Source organism: Mycobacterium montefiorense, assembly GCF_003112775.1.
Taxonomy (GTDB): Bacteria; Actinomycetota; Actinomycetes; order Mycobacteriales; family Mycobacteriaceae; genus Mycobacterium; species Mycobacterium montefiorense.
Map to the genome: position 1 here is coordinate 16546 of NZ_BFCH01000021.1, position 19939 is coordinate 36484.

The following is a 19939-nucleotide window of genomic DNA, read 5'->3' on the forward strand; positions in this document are numbered from 1 at the left end:
TTACTTACGGCGGCGGCCGGTACCGAAGATGTTTTTCACCACTTCGCGAATCGCGGTGTTGATGCCGCTTTTCACGGTCGGGTTCTGCAGCACTTCTTCCCACATGGCCGGGCCCTTTGGCTCCGCGGGCGCGGGCATCGGCGGTATGTCGTAGGGGTCCGGATACGGCGCGGGGTCGAGCTTGCCCGGCGGCGGGGCCTGCCGCGGCGGCGGGGCCGGTTGCGCCGCTTCGGGTTCCGGCGGCTGCTGGATCGTCTGACCGTACTTCGCGTGCAGCGGGCTTGCCTTGGCCGCCTTGGTGATGTCACCGGTGCCGATGGCGCCCATCAGCGACCGCGGCACTCGCATGCGCGTCCAGGCAACCGGCGTCGGCGCCCCCTTTTCCGATAGCACGGTGACGACTGCCTCACCGATTCCCAGCGACGTCAGCGCCGACTCCAGGTCGTAGACATCGGTTTTCGGATAGGTACGGACGGTCTTGGACAGCGCCTTTTGGTCGTCGGGGGTGAACGCCCGCAGCGCGTGCTGGACCCGTGCGCCCAGCTGCGAGAGCACATCGTTGGGCAGATCGGTGGGCAGCTGGGTGCAGAAGAACACCCCGACGCCCTTGGAACGGATCAGCTTGACGGTCTGCTCAACCTGTTCGAGGAACGCTTTCGACGCGTCGGTGAATAACAGGTGCGCCTCGTCGAAGAAGAACACCAGCTTGGGTTTGTCGACGTCACCGACCTCGGGAAGTACGGCAAACAGATCCGCCAGCACCCACATCAAGAAGGTGGAGAAGATGACCGGACGCAACGACTGACCGCTGAATTCGAGCAGCGAGATGACGCCGCGGCCCTGGTCATCGACGCGCAGCAGATCCTGCGGGTCGAGCTTCGGCTCGCCGAAGAACGTGTCGCCGCCCTCGGATTCGAGATTCAGCAAGGCGCGCAGGATGACGCCCGCCGTCGTCGACGACACCCCGCCAAGGGATTTCAGGTCGTCCTTGCCCTCGTCGCTGGCGAGGTGGCTGATGGCATTGCGCAGATTGTTCAGCGTGACCAGCGGACGGTTACCCTCCTTCGCCCAGTGAAAAATGAGCCCAAGGGTGGACTCTTGAGTCGCATTGAGCCCCAACACCTTTGACAACAGCACCGGACCGAAGCTGGCGACAGTCGCCCGTATCGGCACCCCGACCCCGTCGGTGCCCAGCGATAAGAACTCCACCGGGAATCCGGTGGCCAACCAGTTATCGCCGGTGTCTTGGGCGCGCGCCGCGGTCTTGTCGTTGGCCTCCCCCGGCCGCGACAAGCCCGACAGGTCGCCCTTCACGTCGGCCATCAACACCGAGACGCCTGCGGCACTGAGCTGCTCGGCGATCAGCTGCAGCGTTTTTGTCTTCCCGGTCCCGGTCGCCCCGGCTACCAGTCCGTGCCTGTTGACGGTGGCCAGCGGGATGCGAATCTGCGCGGTCGGGTCGGCGGCGCCGTCGACCACGACGGTGCCCAATTCCAGTGCCTGGCCTTCGACGGCGTAGCCGCTCGCGATCCGCTGCGCGGGTCCGTTGGCCGCTGATTCGGTGGTCATCGCGCTCCGCCCCTGTCGCCCGAAAGTTGCAACGGTCAACACTACTTGCCAGGGGGAGGCAGGTGCAGGTCGTGACGTGGGCCTAATGTGAGCGCTGTGCGTGACGAACTGGTGTGGATCGACTGCGAGATGACCGGCTTGGAATTGGGCTCGGACAAATTGATCGAGATCGCGGCCCTGGTCACCGACGCCGATCTGAATATTCTCGGCGATGGCGTCGACGTGGTGATCCACGCCGACGACGCCGCCCTGTCGTCGATGATCGACGTGGTCACCGAAATGCACACCCGCTCGGGGTTGATCAACGAGGTGCGGGCCTCCACCGTCGACCTGGCCACCGCCGAGGCGATGGTGCTCGATTACATCGGCAAGCACGTCTCGCAGCCCAAGACAGCGCCGTTGGCCGGCAATTCGATCGCCACCGATCGCGCGTTCCTTACCCGCGATATGCCCGCCCTGGACTCGTTTCTGCACTACCGGATGATCGACGTCAGCTCGATCAAGGAACTCTGCCGCCGCTGGTACCCACGCGTTTACTACGGCCAGCCGGCAAAGGGGCTGGCACACCGGGCGCTAGCAGACATCCGCGAATCCATCCGCGAGCTGCAGTTCTACCGGCGTACCGCGTTCGTGCCCCTGCCGGGGCCTTCTACCAGCGAGATCGCGGCGGTGGCCGCCGAGTTAGAGGGCAACGACGGCGCGCGTGAGGAAATCGATTCGGCCGCCGAGCCACCGAACCGCTAGTATCGACAGTCGCCGCTTGTTAGCACGCGGTCATGGTGGGTGTAGTTCAGCTGGTAGAGCGTCAGGTTGTGATCCTGAATGTCGCGGGTTCGAGTCCCGTCACTCACCCCACAAGGTCAGGGGGCATGTCCGCCCCCTGACCTTTTTGCTTCCCCAGAGCTGTTGCGCGCCGACAGCGCACGGAAACCGGCGCTCGTCTAGCCTCGAAACCCATCCGGAATTGCCACCTATTGTGTTGTAGTGCAATGGATTTACGATGATTGCACCGACCTCGATCACCCGCGTCGCCAGCGGATCCGCAAGCCGGAGCGCACCTGCCAGCCGATATTTGCCAGCGCCGCGTTTCCGCCTGACCAGATGGCGTAATATCACCGCATTACTTAGCTACGGAGTGGTCATGTCTGGTCTGAAATGCAAAGTCGCGCTCGCTCTGGTTCTCGCGTTCACGGCCCCCGCCGCCTCGGGCTGCACGTTCACCGTCGTGTGCGACCCACTCTTCACCTGCGCCTAAGCCAAGGCGTAAAACGCCTGCCCCACAAGCGGACTCAGGTGGCGGCGTTGCCCGCTTTCCACTGCGGCCACGGGATGTTCCAGTCACCCAGACCCTCGGTGCCCGGAAGCGTCGACCCGACCGTGTTGACGACCTCGACGATGTCGCCGCTCTTGCTGTGGTCGTAGAACCACTCGGCGTTGCTCGGGCTCACGTTCAGGCAGCCATGGCTGGTGTTGGTATGGCCTTGCGCGCCGACCGACCACGGCGCGGAGTGTACGAAGACGCCGCTGTACGACATCTGCGTGGCCCAGTCGACCTCGGTGCGATATCCGTTGGGCGAGTTGACCGGAACCCCGTAGGTCGACGAGTCCATGATGATGTGCCGGTACCGGCCACCGATGATGTAGAAGCCGTTGGCCGTCGGGGTGCTGTCCTTACCCATCGACGTTGGCATTGTCTTCACGACTTCACCGTTGACCCGGACGGTGACCATCTTCGTGTTGTCGTCGGCGGTGGAGATGATCTCGTCGCCGATCGTGAAGTGGGTCTTGACGTTGTCCTCACCGAACATCCCGTCGCCCAGGTCGACGCCGTAGGTGTTGACCGCCACGTCGACGGCCGTTCCCGACTTCCAGAAATGCTCTGGGCGCCAACGGACTTCGCGATTGTTCAGCCAGTAGAACGCACCCTCGACCGGCGGGTTGGTGGTGATTTTGATGGCCTTCTGCGCCGCGGCACGGTCCGCGATGTTCTCGTCGAACCGGATCGCTACCGGCTCGCCGATGCCGACGACCTCGCCGTCGCCTGGAGCCGCGTAGGGCATCGTCAAGTGCGCGGGTGAACTGGTCGCGAAGCTCATCTGGCGGCCCGCGGCGCCGCCCAGCCCGAGCGCCTTCACGCTGAGCGTGTAGCGCCGGTTGTAGCCGAGCTGCTCGGTGGTCGACCAGTGCAATCCATCGGGGCTGAGTTGGCCGGTGATCGGCTTGCCGTTGTCGTTGACCATCGACACCGACGCCAGCACGCCGTAGGCAACGTTGACCGTCACCGGCGCGTCGACCGTGACACCGACGGCGCCGTCAGACACCGAGGAGGTGAGCTTGGGCACCAGCAGATCGGCAAACGGTGTGCCCTTGTCAAAAATCACCTTCGCCGGCGCGGCAGTGTGGCTACTGCTACAGGAGACGCCAATGATGGCAAACGTGGCTAACGCAGCAGCCAGCCACGATCGACGTCTGCGCAAAGGCGTCATCAAGTGACCTTCCAAAACATGCCTGCTTATGAACCGGTCACCGCTGACCTTGAATAGTTACAAATATTCTAAAGGGTTACACCCCGTGCTCATGGCAACTCAACAGGTTTTCTCCGGCCGCCTGGACGTTCAAGAGCGTCGACACGAGCCCCGTGACAGTAAGGCAGGATCGCGAGGGTCCGCAAAACGCGGCACGGTCGCCTGACGAGCAGGCTCTACACTGGGAAGTCCAGCGATTTCGCTCTGCGACAGAATGCCTGTTAAAGTCGCAACGCGGTCTCGGCCGGCCAAGGCGCCGTTAGCTCAGTTGGTAGAGCAGCTGACTCTTAATCAGCGGGTCCGGGGTTCGAAACCCTGACGGCGCACCACAAACGTGGTACATAGCCACCCTAGGCGTTCTGATCCATCGTTAATTCATCGGAAATGAGCCTGTCCAGCAGGTCTGCAACCTCGTTGCGGACCTTGCCCCGGCGCATGTCCACATCCTGGGTCAGGCTGACCTTCGCGCTATGTGGAGTCGAGCCGACTTTCCACCAAAGCAATGGAGGCTATCAAGGCGATCGCAGGCTCGAACGGCCGGCGCTTGATGTGGGAAACACGCGCCGGGCAGCGACGGTCCTACCCTCCGTCGCCCCTAGGAATAGTGGCTCTGCCCATGCGTCGCGGTTCCTGACGCGGCGCCGGATCACGGCTCATCACTGCCAAAGCCTCTCTTCCGTATGCACGTACCTCTTCGGGAACCAACTGCCACGACCTGTGGCTCGCGTCTTGCAGCTCACGCTGCAGGAGTTGCATCCGCCCCCTGTCACTGCCACCACCGAGTCGCGCAGCCTCGTGCGCCGCGTCCACGACGGTGCAAGCCAACAACGCGGCATCGTCCAAGTGCCGCTCGCGATCACGCGAATCAGCCTTGTAGGCAGCTCCTTTCAGCACCAACGCCCCCAGGGTGTCAGGAATGCTGAATGTAAGACTGTTCTCTCCATCGCGCGTAATCGTGCAGTCGACAGTCTTGCGCAGCGCTGATGTACCGGCGGGCACTTGGAATAGCTTGCGGCCTCGCACTTCTGGAACGTTATCTGGCGGAAGGCGATCCGCAACCATCACGTCGATGACATCATCCCCGCGAGTGAACCGATGTATTGGGCCCTTCCCGGTGGGAAATTGGATCTTGTAGTTAAGACTCTCCAGGGAATCCCTCGCGGCTGGGAACGTTATCGCGCCCGTCTCGATATGGAGAACCATATCGATGTCCGTCGTTGCTCTGTTGGCGGCGAGGCCAGCATGGGTGACGTGTAGCTGAACCATCAGGCCGCCGATGAGCGTCCAACGGTCGCCCGGAATGACCTCGAGCAACTCGACCGCCTGCGGCCAGGGGGGACCCCAGCCGCCCTCAGGCATAGCTATCGTCCATTGCGGACGTTCGGGGCTAGACACGTAGGCCCTCGCGTTAGGCCGCCACAGCGGCAATCAAACTGCTGGCTTCACGCAATCCGGCAGCGCTTTCTCGTGTATTGAGAGAGCCCGCTAGATCCAAAAACACTGCGGCGACAGGAGTGGCCCCATCTTCAAACGCCTCCTCGACGCTCACCCCGCGCAAGATCACGTTGCCAGAAGGATCCTCGATTAGCCCGTATTTCTCCTTCAGGGTTTCTACCTCCGACAGTCGCACATAACCATCGAGATATCGCTCGGCGCCAGTCAGCCCCAACTGCCTTAGCTGGGCGTCACTCAAGGCCGCACCACCCGTAGGAACGACATACTCCCCAAGGTCATCAAGCTGAGACTCCCGCGCGCGGAAACGCCTTACCTGAGCGCGACCCCCCGCAAGATGCTCAAGGTCTTCCGCCGTGAGCCGTCGAAGTCGATGCATCAAACGTGTTCGTTCCGCCGAGGACAGCCAAGCCGCGTCTTTACCCGACAAAACACTGAGCGCCGCCCACGTGACCCTCTCCGACCACGGCCGCCCCTGGCGGCGCTGGGCGCGAGCTAACCGGTGCACTTCTGAGGCATCAAGCACCAACGTCCTACCCACATAACGCGAGCCCTGAAGACGGCCCTCAGCAGCCAGTCGACGCACTTGACGCGTCGAAACCCCAAGAATCTGGGACGCAGTGTATGACGTTACGTCTGTCATACACATATGGTCCCTTATCAGACGATATGTGTCAATAACAGCACGTAAAGCACGGTACACGTACATTTGTACACGTTTACGACGTCCACGAGCATGAGCAGCACCAGCAGCGCGATCACCTACAGAACGCGGTATGGTGGCGCACCACAAACCGGGTAACTAGCCCAGCTAGGTAATCGGATCCATCGTTTATTCATCGGCACTGAGCCGGTCCAGCAAGTCCGCAACCTCGGAACGAACCTTCCCGCGGCGCATGTAAACGTCCTGGGTCATGCTGACCTTGGCGTGGCCGAGCTGGTCGGCGCCGATCCGCGCGCTCAACCCGGCGTCGTCGATCGCCGACGCCACCAACTTCCTGAAGCTGTGGAACTTCGCATCGGATACACCTAGTGCGTCGCGGACATCGCGCCAGTCGCGGCCGAAATTATTCGAGTCGCGCCACGTGCCCAGCGTCGACGCAAAGATCGCCTGATGCCCTCCTACATATGGGAGCGCGCGGCGCGCCCTGAGCATGTCTGTCGCGACCTTCGGCAACTTTAGGGTCCGAACGCTGGACTCCGTTGATCTTGTTTGCCGCTGTACGGACACCCGACGCGCTCATTTTGTGTTGGACTCCGCCGGCGAAGCGGCCATTGATGATTCGGTTAGCGTCATATCCCGGAGCATGAGCATTGGAACGCAGAATAAGTTGATGCCGCCAGCGGACGTTGCGAAGGTTGTACGCCTGCGAATCGAGATGCTCGAACAGGTGGCCGCGGAATTGGCCCAGCGCCCCGGATGCCCCGTCGGGGCCGCGTTTCTGCAGTGTCTCGGCGGCAACACGCTTGAGCCAGTCGTTATCGGTGCTGGCCGCCGGTACTTCTCGAATTCGTTTCAAGACAAGTTCAGCGTCGCTGGCGCGCTGACGTAGCCATGCCGCGCGCGCAGCTGTACCCGCCCCGGCAGCAACGCTGGCAGCACCCCGAGCAGCAGATCCGCCGGAACGATCAGGTTCGTCCGGCGCCGCCGCCCAACTCTCCAGCAAAACGGCAAGGCAGAAATCAAGCGTGCTTACATCCCGCTATCAAGTCGTCGAGCGCCTCAAGATCCGTCGTGCGCGGGTGCCAATACCGCGGAGCGCGATCAGCCTCTGCAACACGGATAATCGCACGCTGCTCCGGCGGCAGACGCCGCAGTGCCATCTCCCACCGCACACCTCGACGCCATCCGATGCTCACGTCCACTCCTTTGCCACGCGGCCAATCCTGTCACAGTGTGGGGACATTTCGTCCTTGCTGCTATGTCATCAGCTGCCGCGAGTGCAGGCCAGAAAGCACGTACCACAACTGGAGGTGGTGCCTACACCAATGGACGACTGCAGGCCGCGGCCGGGCCCGAGCGCCCGGCTAGAACGCGACGGAATCGATCCGGTCGTCGCAGCACGTCGCTGAAAAAGCCCTTGAGGTCGAGGGCGTTCAGTATCTGTTGCGTTGCGTTGCGTTGCGTTGCGACGGCGTCGAATCCGGTGGCCTCGGCGATGGCGCCCGCGGTGACCGGGCACCGGGTTTTCTCCCAAATGTGCGTGGCCGCTCTGATGACTGCTTGCTCACGTAGGTTCACGACGCGGACGCTACGCGCCGCCACTGACAATCTTTCCATGCCCCCGCTGCCATTGCCCCGTAACGTAATTCCAGAATCTAAGCCGAGCTGGCGCTGGGTCGATATCCACCTGGAGCGCCTGAATCACTACGACCTGTAGCTCGTCGCAGGTCGTTAGTATCTTGGCGATACGTCTCAGGACGACTCCAACGGCATTGATTCGGATGTCATGACTCGCGTCGGTATCGAATAGCGGCGCAACATCGTCTCCCTCGTTCAGGCCGCGGCGCTGCAATTCCAAGCTGCCGATCAGCGGCAGGAGCCTGTTGTCGCCGATCTCGCTCAGGCACTTTATGAGGCCGACGTGAACGGCTTTCCCCAACTCGCCTTGAATCCTTACGCTATCGGTATTCGCCCAATCAATCATGTCGTTCGCAGTCATCATCGCCATCGCTGGATAGCTGAGTTGCAGTGTGTTGCACCACTGTTGGGTGTTGGCGATGAGGTCGGCAACCAACTCCCGCTGGTGGTCCTTGCGCTTTTCTATGAGGCCGTGTCGGTAGGTTCTGCTCGCTGCTCCGACGGTGATCATCACACCAACGAGCGCGCCGATCGTCGCCAGGATTGGAGCCCAGTCCTTGATCCAATGAAGCATAAATCGGAACGCTACAACGATTGTCGATTGTCGTATCTGGGAGGACCTCCCTCCTCTTCGGTGAGTCCGATTACCCGATCAGCCCAATTCGGGCAAACAGCTCCGGCTCGTGATTTGCTTCCGCCGAGTTGCAGGGCACGCCGGGTTTGAAATCGGCCGGCACTAGGCGCCGACCGACGGCTTTCTCAAGACACCTCCAGCATGGCCAACCTTCGAGGCCGGATCTCTCCCATAGCTCGTCGGTCACCATGTAGATGCGGGCGGTTTGGGGACGCATGCAGAGCTGACACCGCAAATCGATCAGCACGTGCTCCCACTCGTACCGGTGCACTGTCCCGTTGTCCCACTCGAATTCGCGCCAACCATATCCTCCGTGGATTCGAGTGATGTGTGCGCCGGTTTCCTCGGCGTACTCTTCCTCCCACAGCTCGATGGTGGACTCCACTTCGACCAGCCCTCGCGGCGGCAGGAGGTCTAGCTGCCCATTCAGGTCATCGTCCTCATATCCCGACACCCGCAATGACCATTCACCCAGGACGCCTGGTTGCGGCCGGTAATCGAACCCGGTCACCGGCGTGGCCTGGTGTTCGAGATCAGAGAGTGGTCCGGACACGAGGCTTACCCTTCCCTCTCGCACGCGCGGCAACACCGCGTCTCGGGTTCGACCCACGGGTCGGCGTTCGCGAGGTGTGCAGTGACGGTCCGCTTCTCGATCGGGGCGCCGCGCTTACACCGCTCGCCAGTTGGGATCCATTCGGAGATTTGCCCAGTCATGGCCAACACCGTATGTCGGCGCACCGACAAGCCGCGCGGTCATTTACAGATCCGTTGACCCGCTCGGAATTTGATCTCCGAACCGGGAATCTCCTCTGCAGGCGGTGCGTAGCCTGTGTAGCCGTCACTGCCCACAACGAAGGAGGAGTAAATGGACGTGGATCCGTACGAATGGGGCCCGGCATCGGTGACCTACCCCGACTGGCAGGGCACGGTACAAATCGATCAGGTGGCGACGTCAGATCTGTACGCTCTCACCGGGATCGACCCAGACGAGTGGGTCATCGTCGGACTCGATTTCGGCGGCGGTAAGAGCGGAATGCATAATCCCCACGTCATTGCCGTCCGGAAATCGGAATTGGACGGCCCACACCTATCGGAGAGGCCCCATATCCAGGCGGCCGAAATCCAAATTCACAATGGCGTCGATCCATTCGACTTGCTGCACCAGATCATCAACGTCATGGAGATGCGCGTGCGTGTCCGGTCCGTCTTGGGCGCGACCATCACGATCAACGAGGTCCTCGACGAGCCACCCCAGGAGATGTCCACGGACTAGGCTGGCTCGGCACCTCGGCGAAATCGCCCGAATGGCAACAGAATTCATCGCAGTCAGTCAGGGTATTTCCATGGGCGACGTCGACGTTCGCCGCATCGACGGTGCGTAGCTAGCAGAGCGCTGATCCCCGGTCGAGGAGCGGCCCGATATCGATTTTGGTGCCGGGAATGTCGGGGTTGTCGCGCCAGATGGTGACCAGGTCCGCGTAGGTGTGGGCGGCCTTGGCGGTCCCGTTGACCCAGTAGGTGGCGCCGCCGTAGGTGAAGGTCACCCGGCTCAGGCGACCACCGAGTGGCTGGCATGCAAGCGTGCCTTCAGGAACCGTCAGTGGCCACGGCCCGTCGGTCCACGTCGCCTGGGAGACAAAGCTGGGTGGGCGTGGTGCGGGTTGCGCCGGTGACGCGCTGCTGATGAAAGACGAGGATGGTGCCCTGGCTCGCGGCGGTGTGGTCGCGCAGCCGGCCAGAACGAGGCCGATCACCGCCGCGGCGGCCGCGGCCCCGCGCCGATTGCCGAGAAGCGCATCCATGGGCAAAAGGTACCCGGCAGTTGTGGAGTTACCTAGAGAGCGGGCGGCCCCCAAGGAGAGCGGGGGCGGCCCAACAACTATTCAGACGACGCCTACGTCGATCCGGTTCCACTTGCTATGCGGGACTGCTTATCCCGGCTATGGCAGTAGGCCTTGGTGGTCGGGGCACGATCACCTGAGCCAGTACGTCACGGCGCTGCATAAACGCATCGTGGCCCTGGAGACACGATAATCGTTGTGCACCAGCACATGTGGTGCGCAGGGCCCGGTTTCTGGTTTTGTCAGAAGTCTTCGGACGGCTCTCCGGTGTCGAGATCCGCATCGGGATCTTCGTCACTAAGCTCCACAATTCTGTCAAAGGTGAATCCCTTGCAGGCTGGTTTGACGACCAGCTTCTTGCCCGCCTGCCGATTGGCCAGATGATCGGCCAGCGCGTTGGTGTCCGTCTCGTCTAGATTGGCCGCGAGGCAGGCACTTCGGAAGGCTTCGAGGGGCACCCGGTCACTAGCCCACCGGTCACTGCGCTCCATCAGGTCGCTCTTGAACTCGTGCTCCTCTTGCCAATGCAGCCTGCCAGGGTCGCCCGGTTTCGCGCCAATATTCTGGTAGCCACCCGCCTCTTCGGCGAGGTAGTCGATGATCACCAGAATGTCTGGGGGCAGTTCGTCAGCCAACTGGACCGTCCTTCGGGGTAGCTCACCACGTGGTGTCGACGCTACTCCGAGGGGGTGAGGCTAGTTCGCGCGCTAACTTTGACGTAGACGTTGATCCGAACCGGAATTCGAACGAATTGCGCTTAAACGTGTTACGGCTCATAGGATTACGAGCACCCAGACTGAAGCGGCGCCACTCACCGCTGCACCTGACACCAGTATGCGCGCCCGTCAGTCCAAGGGACGAAGCCGGCGCCACGAAGAGACCTAAGTAGGCCAGCCATAGCCCGGTCGCGAGTGGGGCGCTGAATCACGCGCGTGGCACCAAGCTCGGCTTCGTCGACGCGACAAGTGGCCCCTGTGTTTCACCAATTGCTGCAGGGCTGCGAGCCTGAACGCATGGACTTTGAAACAAACACCCGCTCGCGCAACGACGTCGAGCACGCGTTCGCGGCACGAGCCATCGAAGAGGCCCGGAAGTCGCCAGGGAACACCCGCGTCGGCGCTGTCATAACCCGAGACGACACAATTGTGGCGACTGGCTACAGGGGTGAGGTCGAGGGGCTTCACGCCGAGGAAGTAGCCCTCGAAAAGGCCCGACTGGCAGGCACCAACCTTGCCGGCGCCTCGCTCTACACGACCCTGGAGCCGTGCGCGAACTCCCGCACCTCGCGGGTTCCGTGCGCAGCGCTCATCGCAGAGGCGCGCATAACCGTCGTCCACATCGGCGAATACGATCCCAATCCTCAGGTCAACCGGCTCGGATGGAAGTACTTGCGCGACCACGGCGTCCGGCTCCGAGACTTTCCGGCGGACCTCCGCGAGCAGGCGCACGAGGCCAACGAGGACTTCACACAGGTGTTCACAAAGGGAACCGGAATGAGCGCGGGCGCCAAGTTCGATTTCACTACGAACGGTGGCCGATTCACCATCAGCGTCGACGAACAGCCCAACGCTGCGTCATGGGAAACCGAATGGACTAATTGCAATGCCTCGGCTATCCACCTGTATGGCGGAGTGCCCGGTGTCGTCGCGCTGGCTCGCTATGCGGAAGGGTTCGACGAAATCCACCGTCCCGACGCGTACGACTATGGAGGTACCTCTGTCAAGGTCGAAGTGGGGTCCATCGGTGTGATGCGCAACGAGTACGGACATGTCTTGTGCAAAGTCATCGCGATCGAACCCACGGCCGACTACGGCGGCACCGGACACGTCTCGGTCACCATCAGATGGGAGATCCGACTGGCCGAGGGAAGTTCAACGAGGTAGCGACCACGTTAGCGCGCCCCATTGCCCTCTCTCGTATCGGCGCGCCGGTCAGGGTGCAGCGACCTTGTTCGCCTTGGTTCGGTTGCATCGCCAGCACAGAGTCTGCAGATTGTCCGGCGTGGACAAGCCACCCTTCGAGACGGGGATAACGTGGTCCACTTCGAGAAGGAGATGGGGCTCCGCTGCGAGCGACACCGAGCAATACCGGCACGTGTGGTTGTCACGCGCCTTTATAGAGTTGCGCAGCTTAGAGGTCATCAGGGCGCGCTGGCCAGCAGCACTCTTTCTCCAGCGGATCTTCTGCGAAAGGGTCTCGACGAGCGCGTCGATCGTCAGAGTGTTCAAAGTGACGGTTGTTCGTTGTGCGCTGTTGCCACCAGCACTCACGTACTCAAAGAGGTAGACGGGATAGGGAACGTTGATCGGCGACAGCTCGACTCCGACGTGCTTCATAAACTCGGCCGCGTAATGCTTCAGGATGAATGCAGGCGGATCGACCGATTCAGCGATACTCGCCTCACGCTGCCCGAGATTGTTGACAGCTTCTTCGAGTCGGCCGATGTCCTCGCCCAGATTTTCGACGTCAGCAAGGTTAGCCTCGTCGGCCTTGATGCTGAAGTACTTCATCACGTACTTGAGGGGATCGGCGCTGGCGTTGCGGACGACCTGTAACGAGCAGTTGTGCACGTTTGGTGCTTGGTAATTCGCGACGTTCCGATCCCTGCGGTAGTTCCACTGGCTGGTGTTCTGGAACGACGCTAGATGGGATTGTGCGCCGGCCGACGATGCGCCGAGCCTGAACGATCCGCGACTGCGAATCTCCGAGACGTACTCGGCGACTTCGTTGTGCTCGGCGACCACCGACGCGATCCTCGCTTTGTGAGCCAAGAACCCTTCGCTGGCGAAGTACAACTCCTTAAGGATGTACCGAACCACGAACGGCAGGCTGAACAGAAACCCGACGACGACGATCGCTACTAAAAGTTCCATGTTGACTAGGCATCCTTCGCCGATTCTTCGTCGCGCGATCGGACTGTAACAAAGCCGCGAAGCGGTCATCGTTTATTCACCGCTATTGACCGAGAATCGTTGAGGATCGTCGAGTACCAGCAAAACATGCCAGACTCGAACTCTATTTTCCACCAATGCAACTCAGGTTCATTGGCAATCGTTGAGGAGGGTCGGCCCTTAATCAGCGGGTCCGGGGTTCGAAACCCTGACGGCGCACCACCACAATGTTCCTCGACGTGCCGACCTAGTCGGCGTCACAATTTCTGTCCCACCCTGTGGTTGCTCGGAGTAGTTTTTCCTCGGTGCCTGGCTGATGATTGGCACCCGTTGTGAACTAGCTGCGCCGAAGGAGCCGCAATGGGGTTCATCCAGCCCAACCTGCCCGTCGTCGACCTGGCCGAGTGGAGCAAGCTGACCCGCGCCGAGCGGATCGTCCCGATGCAGTGCCACGTCGCCGAGAACGGCTTCGGTATTCCCCTGATCATGCACGTGATGTACGGCGTGAAGATCGCGCTCTACCTGCTCGGCGGCTGGTTCTTCGGATGGTGCACTACGGGCATCGGCGGCTTCGGCGATGTCGGCGCGTGGTGGTCGGAGCCGATCGTGTTCCAAAAGGCCGTGCTCTTCACGATGCTGTTCGAAGTCGTCGGTCTCGGTTGCTGTTTCGGCCCGTTAGCCGGGCGCTACTTCCCGCCGATGGGATCGATTCTGTACTGGCTGCGGCCCGGCACAATCCGGCTGCCACCCTGGCCGAATCGGGTGCCGCTGACCAAGGGCATCGACCGGACCCCGCTCGACGCGTTGCTCTACGGCGCGCTGCTGGTGCTGCTCGCGACGGCGCTGGTGTCCGATGGCTCGGGCCCAATTCCGGTTCTGCACACCGCGATCGGCGTGCTACCGCGGTGGCAGACCATTGCGATCCTGGCGGTCCTGGCCGCGATCAGCTTGCGCGACAAGGTGATCTTCCTGGCCGCGCGCGCCGAGGTGTACGGTCCGCTGGCGCTGGCGTTCCTGTTCACCGGGGCCGACATCGTCATCGGGGCCAAGCTCGTCTTCATGGTGATCTGGCTGGGCGCAGCCACTTCGAAGATCACCAGGCACTTCCCGTTCGTGATTTCGACGATGCTGGCCAACAATCCGTTCCTGCCCTCCGGCGTGCTCAAGCGGTCGCTGTTCAAGCGCTATCCGGACGACCTGAGGCCCAGCGCGCTGTCGGGCTTCATCGCGCACTTCTCCACCGCTATCGAAGGCCTGGTGCCACTGGCGCTGCTCTTCTCGCACGGCGGCTGGCCGACGACGATCGCCGCGTTCGTGATGATCGTGTTCCACCTGAACATCCTGCTGGCCTTCCCGATGGGCGTGCCGCTGGAGTGGAACGTCTTCATGATCTTCGGTGTGCTCTGGCTGTTCGTGTCGCACGCCTCCATTGGGCTGTCGGATCTGACCACACCCTGGCCCATCGTGCTGTTCGCGGTCATCGTGACGGTCGTCGTGGTGGGAAACCTCTACCCGCACAAGGTTTCGTTCCTGCCCGGCATGCGCTACTACGCGGGCAACTGGGACACCACGGTGTGGTGCGTCAAGCCGTCGGTGGACGACAAGTTCCGCACCGGCTCCCGTGCGCTTGGCCCGATGCAGCACCTGCAACTCGAGCGGTTGTACGGCAGCAAGGAGGAGACGCTGATCCCCCTGCACCTGGCGCTGGCGTTCCGCGGGATGAACACCCACGGGCGCGCACTGCTCACGCTGGTGCACCGCGCATTGGCCGGCTACGACGAGGACGACTACAACCTGTGTGAGGGTGAGGTCCTTTGCTCCATGGTTCTCGGGTGGAACTTCGGCGACGGGCACATGCACAACGAGTGCCTGATCGAGGCGCTACAGCAGCGATGCGGGTTCGCACCGGGCGACGTGCGGGTGGTGATTCTCGACGCGCAGCCCATCCAGAAACAGCGGCAGGAATATCGGCTCGTGGATGCGGCGACCGGCGAATTCGAGCGAGGTTACGTCGACGTCGACGACATGGTCACCACCCAGCCGTGGGCCGACGACCTCCCGGTGCACGTCGAGAGCAGCCGCGTCAGCGGTTCCTGACCCGGCGCACGACCACCACGACAACCAGGGCGCCGACGCCGGCCAGCGAGGCGGCCACCACGGGCTTCGTGACGAAGCTGATCACCTGGGCCTTGAGGTCGTCTGCCAAGCGGCGCGGGTTAGCGCGCACGGCAAGCGAGTCGACGGTGGCCGCGAGCTGGTCGCGGGCGGCGTCGATCTCCTGCTTGATGGTGTCGGGGTCGCGGTCCGCCACGTGTCTGTCCTCCAACTGAGCCTCGTGCACCTGAGGAACTACCCTAGTGCCGATGCTCTGGTGAACCGAAAGGGGAAGCACCTTGACCGAGACCACGCGGCTGGCACCGGGCGACAAAGCGCCTGCCTTCAGCCTTCCCGACGCCGACGGCAACAAAGTGTCGCTGGCCGACTACTTGGGACGCCGTGTCGTCGTGTACTTCTATCCGGCGGCCTCTACGCCGGGGTGCACCAAACAGGCCTGCGACTTCCGCGACAGCCTCGCCGAGCTGAACGGCGCCGGCCTCGACGTCGTCGGGATCTCCCCTGACAAGCCGGAGAAGCTCGCCAAATTCCGTGACGCGGAAGGGCTGACGTTCCCGCTGCTGTCCGACCCCGACCGCAAGGTGCTGACGGCGTATGGGGCCTACGGCGAAAAGCAGTTGTACGGCAAGACGGTCACCGGCGTCATCCGCTCGACCTTCGTGGTCGACGACAAAGGCAAGATCGCCGTCGCGCAGTACAACGTCAAGGCCACCGGCCACGTCGCCAAGCTAAGACGCGATCTGTCCGTGTAATCGCCTGGGGCACACACTTTCTGACTACGGGTTGCCCGTCGTCGAACACTGGACCTGGGAGCTCTTACCGGCGCCGGTGCTGGACTTGGTGTGCTTGTTGGTAAACGAGAGGGACCACGGCGCCGACGGCCGGCCGCCGCGCCCAGGCGCGAGCGGTCTCGCGGCAGGTGGGCAAACCAAACGCGTCAGTCGCCGATGACGGCTGCCTCGGTGTACTCGGTGATGGGCCGGGCGATTCCCTGTTCGTCGCAGACCCGCTGCAGCTTCTCCAGCGTCTCGTCGATCCCCGGTCCGAGCCGCCTGCCGGGCGTGAAGGTGGCCGGTAGGTGCTGCATGCCCTGGATCACGCCGATCGTCGGATAGTGCACGGTGCCTTCGGGTTCGCAGCGGTAGTCGGGCATCCGGTCGAGCACCGCCGTCAGCATCGACTTGAACACCACGCGCGCGACATTGGAACCGATGCAGCGGTGGATGCCGAGCCCGAAGCTGAAGTGCCGGTTGTTCTTACGGGTCAGGTCCAGCCGATTGGGATTGGGAAACACCGCGGGGTCGCGGTTCGCCATCGCCCACGACAACCACAGCCGATCGCCCTCCTTGAACTGCGTGCCCGCTATTTCGAGGTCGGCGGAAATCGTGCGACCGTCGCCGGGAGCAGGTGTGAAGTAACGCAGGAATTCCTCGGTCGCCGGGTCGAGCCGCGTGTCCGATTCCCGCCTCAGCAGTTCGCGCTGCGCGGGATTTTCGCCTAGCCATTCGAGTGCGTGAGCGGTCAGCGCCGTTGTCGTGTCGAAGCCGCCGCCGATGATCAGGCCGAGCATTCCAAGCAGTTCGGCATCGGGGGCTGGTTCGCCGTCGATCTCAAGCCTTGCCAACGCGTCAACCAGGCCGGGTCGCGGGTTCTCCCGTATCTCCAACAGGTGGTTGAAGAGATCCAGTCCCATCGCCATCGTCTGCTCCAAAACCCTTGGAGCGTCGGGGGAATCGACGGGGGTGTAGACGCCGGCATGGGCCGGCTCGCAATAGAGCTGCCACTTCTTCAGTGGAACGCCCATCATCGCCAGAGTCAGGACCGCGGGAGTGATGTTCGCGAGGTCGTCGACGAAGTCGATCCGCCCGCCCTCGATTTTCTCGTCGATGCTCGCTCGCACGATCTCGTCGACGAACGGCTTCCAGCGCATGACGGCCGCCGGCGACAGGTAGGGGTTGAGGATGCTGCGGTAGGCGGAGTGCTCGGGTTCGTCCATCTCGAGCATGCCGCCGCGGACGCCGGGGCCCTGCCGCACCGTGGGAATGGTGATGCCCTTGTACCCGGTGCCGTCGCCGGTGACGTCGTGGTCGTTGGACACCTGCGGGCAGCGAGCGAGCTCGAAGACTTCCCGGTTACCCGCGGCCACCCAATGCCCGTCGTAGGTCTCGGTCCACGCCACCGGGCACTTGGCGTGCATGTCCTCGGTGATCTCGGTGAACCGCTCGCGGTACTCCGGGGTGTGGCGATCAAAGTGGTAACGGGTGGTCTTGTGTTCCGTAGTCACGCTGGCGCCTCCTGCGGACGAATGGCTGCACAAGCAGTATGCGGCCCGACGCCCGATCTACGGGTTACCCATCGTTGAGCACTGGACCATGTTGTCTTCACCGGCTCCGGCCTTGGACTGTGTGTCCTTGACGGTTCCATTGATGCTGACCGTGCATGTCGTCTTCTGGCCGGTGGGATTCGCGGTCACGACCAGCAACGACGTCGGGCTAGCGTCCTTGTTGGTAAACGACATTGACCACGGAACAGCCTGATTGGTCAGCCTCTGCAAGACGCCCGTTGCGTCGTAGTACGTCACGACCGCCAGCGGGGCGTCCGACGTCACGGTGTACACGACCGCATCGCCGACGGCGGCCGCCGCACCCGGCGCGGTTATCAGGGAAGCTCCCACGACTAGCGCGGCGGCCGCAGCAAACTGTGTCTTAACCATCGGTGCTCCTAGATAGCCCCCGCCGATGGGTACTCTCCACCTGTTTTGGCGTTTCGGCAAGTCCGACACGAGCAGATTCGTAACCCACGGGCAAAGGGCGCGTGTGGCACGCAGAACGTGCAGGCCCGCGTCTCAGGCCAGGTTGGCCAGCAGCAGCGCCTCGGAGATTGCCGCGCGTTCCAGCACGCCCAGGTGCAGGCTCTCGTTGATGCTGTGGGCTTGGGTCGCCGGATCTTCCACGCCGGTGACGAGGATCTTCGCCTGCGGGAACGCCTCGGCGAATTCGGCGATGAACGGGATCGATCCGCCCATGCCCATGTCGATCGCGTCGGTGCCCCAACCCTGTCGGAACGCGGCCCGCGCGGCGTCGTAGACGCTGCCGGTGGCGTCGATCGCGTACGGCTCGCCGATGTCGCCGCGGCTGACGCTGACCTGCGCGCCCCACGGGGTGTGCTTTTGCAGGTGCGCGGTCAGCGCGTCCAGGTGTGCGCCGGCATCACCGCCGGGCGCGACCCGCATGCTGATCTTGGCGCGGGCCCGCGGGATCAATGTGTTCGATGCCTTCTCGATGGGTGTGGTGTCGATACCGATCACGGTGATCGCGGGTTTGGCCCACAGCCGCTGCGGCGCCGAGCCCGAGCCGATCTCGGACACCCCGTCCAGCAGCCCGGAGTCAGACCGCACCCGCTCCGGCGGGTAATCCACTGCGGCGGCGGTACTTTCGTGCAGCCCTGCGACGGCCACGTTCCCGTCGGCGTCGTGCAGGCTGGCCAGCAGTCGCACCAGCACGCTCAGTGCGTCGGGCACCACGCCGCCCCAAATGCCAGAGTGCAGCCCGTGGTCGAGCGTGGCGACCTCGACGACGCAGTCGACCAGGCCGCGCAGCGTGACCGTCAGCGCCGGGATCTCGGTGCTCCAGTTGTCCGAGTCGGCGATGACGATCACGTCGGCGGCAAGGGCATCGCGGTGGGCGGCCAGCAGCCGGCCCAGCGACGGCGACCCGGATTCTTCCTCCCCCTCGACGAAGACCGTCACGCCCACCGGCGGTTGACCGCCGTGCGCCCGAAACGCGGCTAAATGCGTTGCGATACCGGCCTTGTCGTCGGCGCTGCCGCGCCCGTAGAGCCGCCCGTTACGCTCGGTCGGCTCAAACGGCGGTGATGCCCACTGATCGCGATCGCCTTCGGGCTGCACGTCATGGTGGGCGTACAACAGCACCGTCGGCGCGCCGGCCGGTGCCGGATGCTGCGCGATGACGGCCGGGGCGCCGCCCTCGCTGACGATGCGCACCTCGCTAAAACCCGCCTGCGACAACAGATCCGCTACTGCCTGTGCACTGCGATGCACCTCGTCGCGACGGCCGGGGTCGGCCCACACCGATTCGATCCGCATCAGGTCCTCGAGATCGCGGCGTACCGACGGCAACACGTCGCGTACGCGCTCAACCAGATCGCTCATGATCTCGAGGCTAGTTGCTTGCGAGAACTCACGACGTTTCGAGGATGGCCACCGCGGCCGCGGTATCCCCTTCGTGAGTCAGCGACACGTGGATCGTGACGTCGGCCAGATGCTTCGCGATGTCCCCGGTCAACCGCACCCGCGGTCGTCCCCACATGTCGGTGACGACTTCGATGTCGCGGTGGATGTCCTCACGCAGGATCGGCCGCTGGGAGAACCGCGAACCGGACCAGGCCTTGATCACCGCTTCCTTCGCAGCCCAGCGCGCAGCGAGGTGGCGCGCCGCCGACGAACTCTTGTCGGAGGCGTCGCGACGCTCACCCGGCGTAAATGTCTCGGAGAACACCGTTCCCGGTTGGTCAACCTGGTCGGCGAAATCCGGAATGGAGACGAGGTCTATCCCCACACCGACGATGCCCATGGCTGGCCAGGTTATCGG

22 protein-coding genes and 2 tRNA genes are annotated in these 19939 nt (G+C 63.1%); 8 read left to right on the forward strand and 16 right to left on the reverse strand.

Annotated elements, in window-relative coordinates:
• Nucleotides 1-1569, reverse strand: coding sequence for a helicase HerA-like domain-containing protein (locus DB708_RS19780; protein WP_108924756.1), 1569 nt, complete (start codon nucleotides 1567-1569; stop codon nucleotides 1-3).
• A gap of 96 nt (nucleotides 1570-1665) precedes the next feature.
• Between DB708_RS19780 and orn the strand changes: the two genes are divergently transcribed.
• On the forward strand, nucleotides 1666-2313 hold the full coding sequence (orn, locus tag DB708_RS19785; RefSeq protein WP_108924758.1) for an oligoribonuclease: 648 nt from the start codon (nucleotides 1666-1668) through the stop codon (nucleotides 2311-2313).
• A 35-nt stretch (nucleotides 2314-2348) separates the two neighbouring features.
• Nucleotides 2349-2424: transfer RNA gene (locus DB708_RS19790), tRNA-His, on the forward strand.
• Nucleotides 2425-2858: 434 nt separating this feature from the next.
• Here DB708_RS19790 and DB708_RS19795 read toward each other — a convergent pair.
• Nucleotides 2859-4055, reverse strand: a complete 1197-nt coding sequence (locus DB708_RS19795) for a L,D-transpeptidase (RefSeq protein ID WP_108924759.1) — start codon at nucleotides 4053-4055, stop codon at nucleotides 2859-2861.
• Nucleotides 4056-4347: 292 nt separating this feature from the next.
• Between DB708_RS19795 and DB708_RS19800 the strand changes: the two genes are divergently transcribed.
• Nucleotides 4348-4423 (forward strand) — tRNA-Lys (locus tag DB708_RS19800).
• A 250-nt stretch (nucleotides 4424-4673) separates the two neighbouring features.
• Here DB708_RS19800 and DB708_RS19805 read toward each other — a convergent pair.
• From DB708_RS19805 to DB708_RS19815, 3 genes are all read right to left on the reverse strand, one after another.
• Nucleotides 4674-5453, reverse strand: coding sequence for a hypothetical protein (locus tag DB708_RS19805; RefSeq protein WP_235616863.1), 780 nt, complete (start codon nucleotides 5451-5453; stop codon nucleotides 4674-4676).
• A 49-nt stretch (nucleotides 5454-5502) separates the two neighbouring features.
• On the reverse strand, nucleotides 5503-5787 hold the full coding sequence (locus DB708_RS27080) for a hypothetical protein (RefSeq protein ID WP_133251033.1): 285 nt from the start codon (nucleotides 5785-5787) through the stop codon (nucleotides 5503-5505).
• A 591-nt stretch (nucleotides 5788-6378) separates the two neighbouring features.
• A complete protein-coding gene (locus DB708_RS19815; protein ID WP_108924763.1) occupies nucleotides 6379-6777 on the reverse strand; it encodes a tyrosine-type recombinase/integrase in 399 nt (132 codons plus the stop codon).
• Between the two features lie 103 nt (nucleotides 6778-6880).
• Here DB708_RS19815 and DB708_RS19820 point away from each other — a divergent pair, with 103 nt between their 5' ends.
• Nucleotides 6881-7099, forward strand: coding sequence for a hypothetical protein (locus tag DB708_RS19820; protein ID WP_133251034.1), 219 nt, complete (start codon nucleotides 6881-6883; stop codon nucleotides 7097-7099).
• 428 nt (nucleotides 7100-7527) lie between these two features.
• On the opposite strand, the gene DB708_RS19825 is transcribed toward DB708_RS19820, so the two are convergent.
• The 3 genes from DB708_RS19825 to DB708_RS19835 form a co-directional block, all read right to left on the reverse strand.
• On the reverse strand, nucleotides 7528-7788 hold the full coding sequence (locus DB708_RS19825; RefSeq protein ID WP_133251035.1) for a hypothetical protein: 261 nt from the start codon (nucleotides 7786-7788) through the stop codon (nucleotides 7528-7530).
• Between the two features lie 10 nt (nucleotides 7789-7798).
• On the reverse strand, nucleotides 7799-8422 hold the full coding sequence (locus tag DB708_RS19830; RefSeq protein ID WP_108924769.1) for a hypothetical protein: 624 nt from the start codon (nucleotides 8420-8422) through the stop codon (nucleotides 7799-7801).
• A gap of 70 nt (nucleotides 8423-8492) precedes the next feature.
• Nucleotides 8493-9035 carry a hypothetical protein gene (locus DB708_RS19835; protein ID WP_108924772.1) on the reverse strand — a complete coding sequence of 181 codons (543 nt, stop codon included), beginning with the start codon at nucleotides 9033-9035 and terminating at the stop codon, nucleotides 8493-8495.
• 312 nt (nucleotides 9036-9347) lie between these two features.
• Here DB708_RS19835 and DB708_RS19840 point away from each other — a divergent pair, with 312 nt between their 5' ends.
• Complete coding sequence (locus tag DB708_RS19840; protein WP_108924774.1) at nucleotides 9348-9755, forward strand: hypothetical protein; 408 nt, start codon at nucleotides 9348-9350, stop codon at nucleotides 9753-9755.
• A 109-nt stretch (nucleotides 9756-9864) separates the two neighbouring features.
• On the opposite strand, the gene DB708_RS19845 is transcribed toward DB708_RS19840, so the two are convergent.
• Nucleotides 9865-10284 (reverse strand): DUF2511 domain-containing protein, encoded by a 420-nt coding sequence (locus tag DB708_RS19845; protein WP_108924776.1) that lies wholly within the window; start codon nucleotides 10282-10284, stop codon nucleotides 9865-9867.
• A gap of 281 nt (nucleotides 10285-10565) precedes the next feature.
• Complete coding sequence (locus tag DB708_RS19850; protein WP_108924778.1) at nucleotides 10566-10958, reverse strand: hypothetical protein; 393 nt, start codon at nucleotides 10956-10958, stop codon at nucleotides 10566-10568.
• 378 nt (nucleotides 10959-11336) lie between these two features.
• Here DB708_RS19850 and DB708_RS19855 point away from each other — a divergent pair, with 378 nt between their 5' ends.
• Nucleotides 11337-12206, forward strand: a complete 870-nt coding sequence (locus tag DB708_RS19855; protein ID WP_133251036.1) for a deaminase — start codon at nucleotides 11337-11339, stop codon at nucleotides 12204-12206.
• A 48-nt stretch (nucleotides 12207-12254) separates the two neighbouring features.
• On the opposite strand, the gene DB708_RS19860 is transcribed toward DB708_RS19855, so the two are convergent.
• A complete protein-coding gene (locus DB708_RS19860; RefSeq protein WP_108924908.1) occupies nucleotides 12255-13196 on the reverse strand; it encodes an HNH endonuclease in 942 nt (313 codons plus the stop codon).
• Between the two features lie 378 nt (nucleotides 13197-13574).
• Between DB708_RS19860 and DB708_RS19865 the strand changes: the two genes are divergently transcribed.
• Nucleotides 13575-15311, forward strand: coding sequence for a DUF3556 domain-containing protein (locus DB708_RS19865; protein ID WP_108924910.1), 1737 nt, complete (start codon nucleotides 13575-13577; stop codon nucleotides 15309-15311).
• On the opposite strand, the gene DB708_RS19870 is transcribed toward DB708_RS19865, so the two are convergent.
• Complete coding sequence (locus DB708_RS19870; RefSeq protein WP_108925265.1) at nucleotides 15298-15525, reverse strand: DUF3618 domain-containing protein; 228 nt, start codon at nucleotides 15523-15525, stop codon at nucleotides 15298-15300. The two genes, DB708_RS19865 and DB708_RS19870, sit on opposite strands and share 14 nt — an antisense overlap.
• Before the next feature lie 82 nt (nucleotides 15526-15607).
• On the opposite strand from DB708_RS19870, the gene bcp reads away from it, so the two are divergent.
• Entirely contained in the window at nucleotides 15608-16081 is a 474-nt protein-coding gene (gene bcp / locus DB708_RS19875; RefSeq protein ID WP_108924912.1) for a thioredoxin-dependent thiol peroxidase, read from the forward strand.
• Nucleotides 16082-16266: 185 nt separating this feature from the next.
• On the opposite strand, the gene DB708_RS19880 is transcribed toward bcp, so the two are convergent.
• The 4 genes from DB708_RS19880 to acpS form a co-directional block, all read right to left on the reverse strand.
• Nucleotides 16267-17613, reverse strand: a complete 1347-nt coding sequence (locus tag DB708_RS19880; protein WP_235616865.1) for a cytochrome P450 — start codon at nucleotides 17611-17613, stop codon at nucleotides 16267-16269.
• Nucleotides 17614-17670: 57 nt separating this feature from the next.
• Entirely contained in the window at nucleotides 17671-18042 is a 372-nt protein-coding gene (locus DB708_RS19885; RefSeq protein WP_108924916.1) for an MmpS family transport accessory protein, read from the reverse strand.
• Between the two features lie 132 nt (nucleotides 18043-18174).
• A complete protein-coding gene (locus tag DB708_RS19890; protein WP_108924918.1) occupies nucleotides 18175-19500 on the reverse strand; it encodes a dipeptidase in 1326 nt (441 codons plus the stop codon).
• Nucleotides 19501-19528: 28 nt separating this feature from the next.
• Nucleotides 19529-19921, reverse strand: a complete 393-nt coding sequence (gene acpS, locus DB708_RS19895) for a holo-ACP synthase AcpS (protein WP_090604769.1) — start codon at nucleotides 19919-19921, stop codon at nucleotides 19529-19531.
• Nucleotides 19922-19939 lie beyond the last annotated feature (18 nt).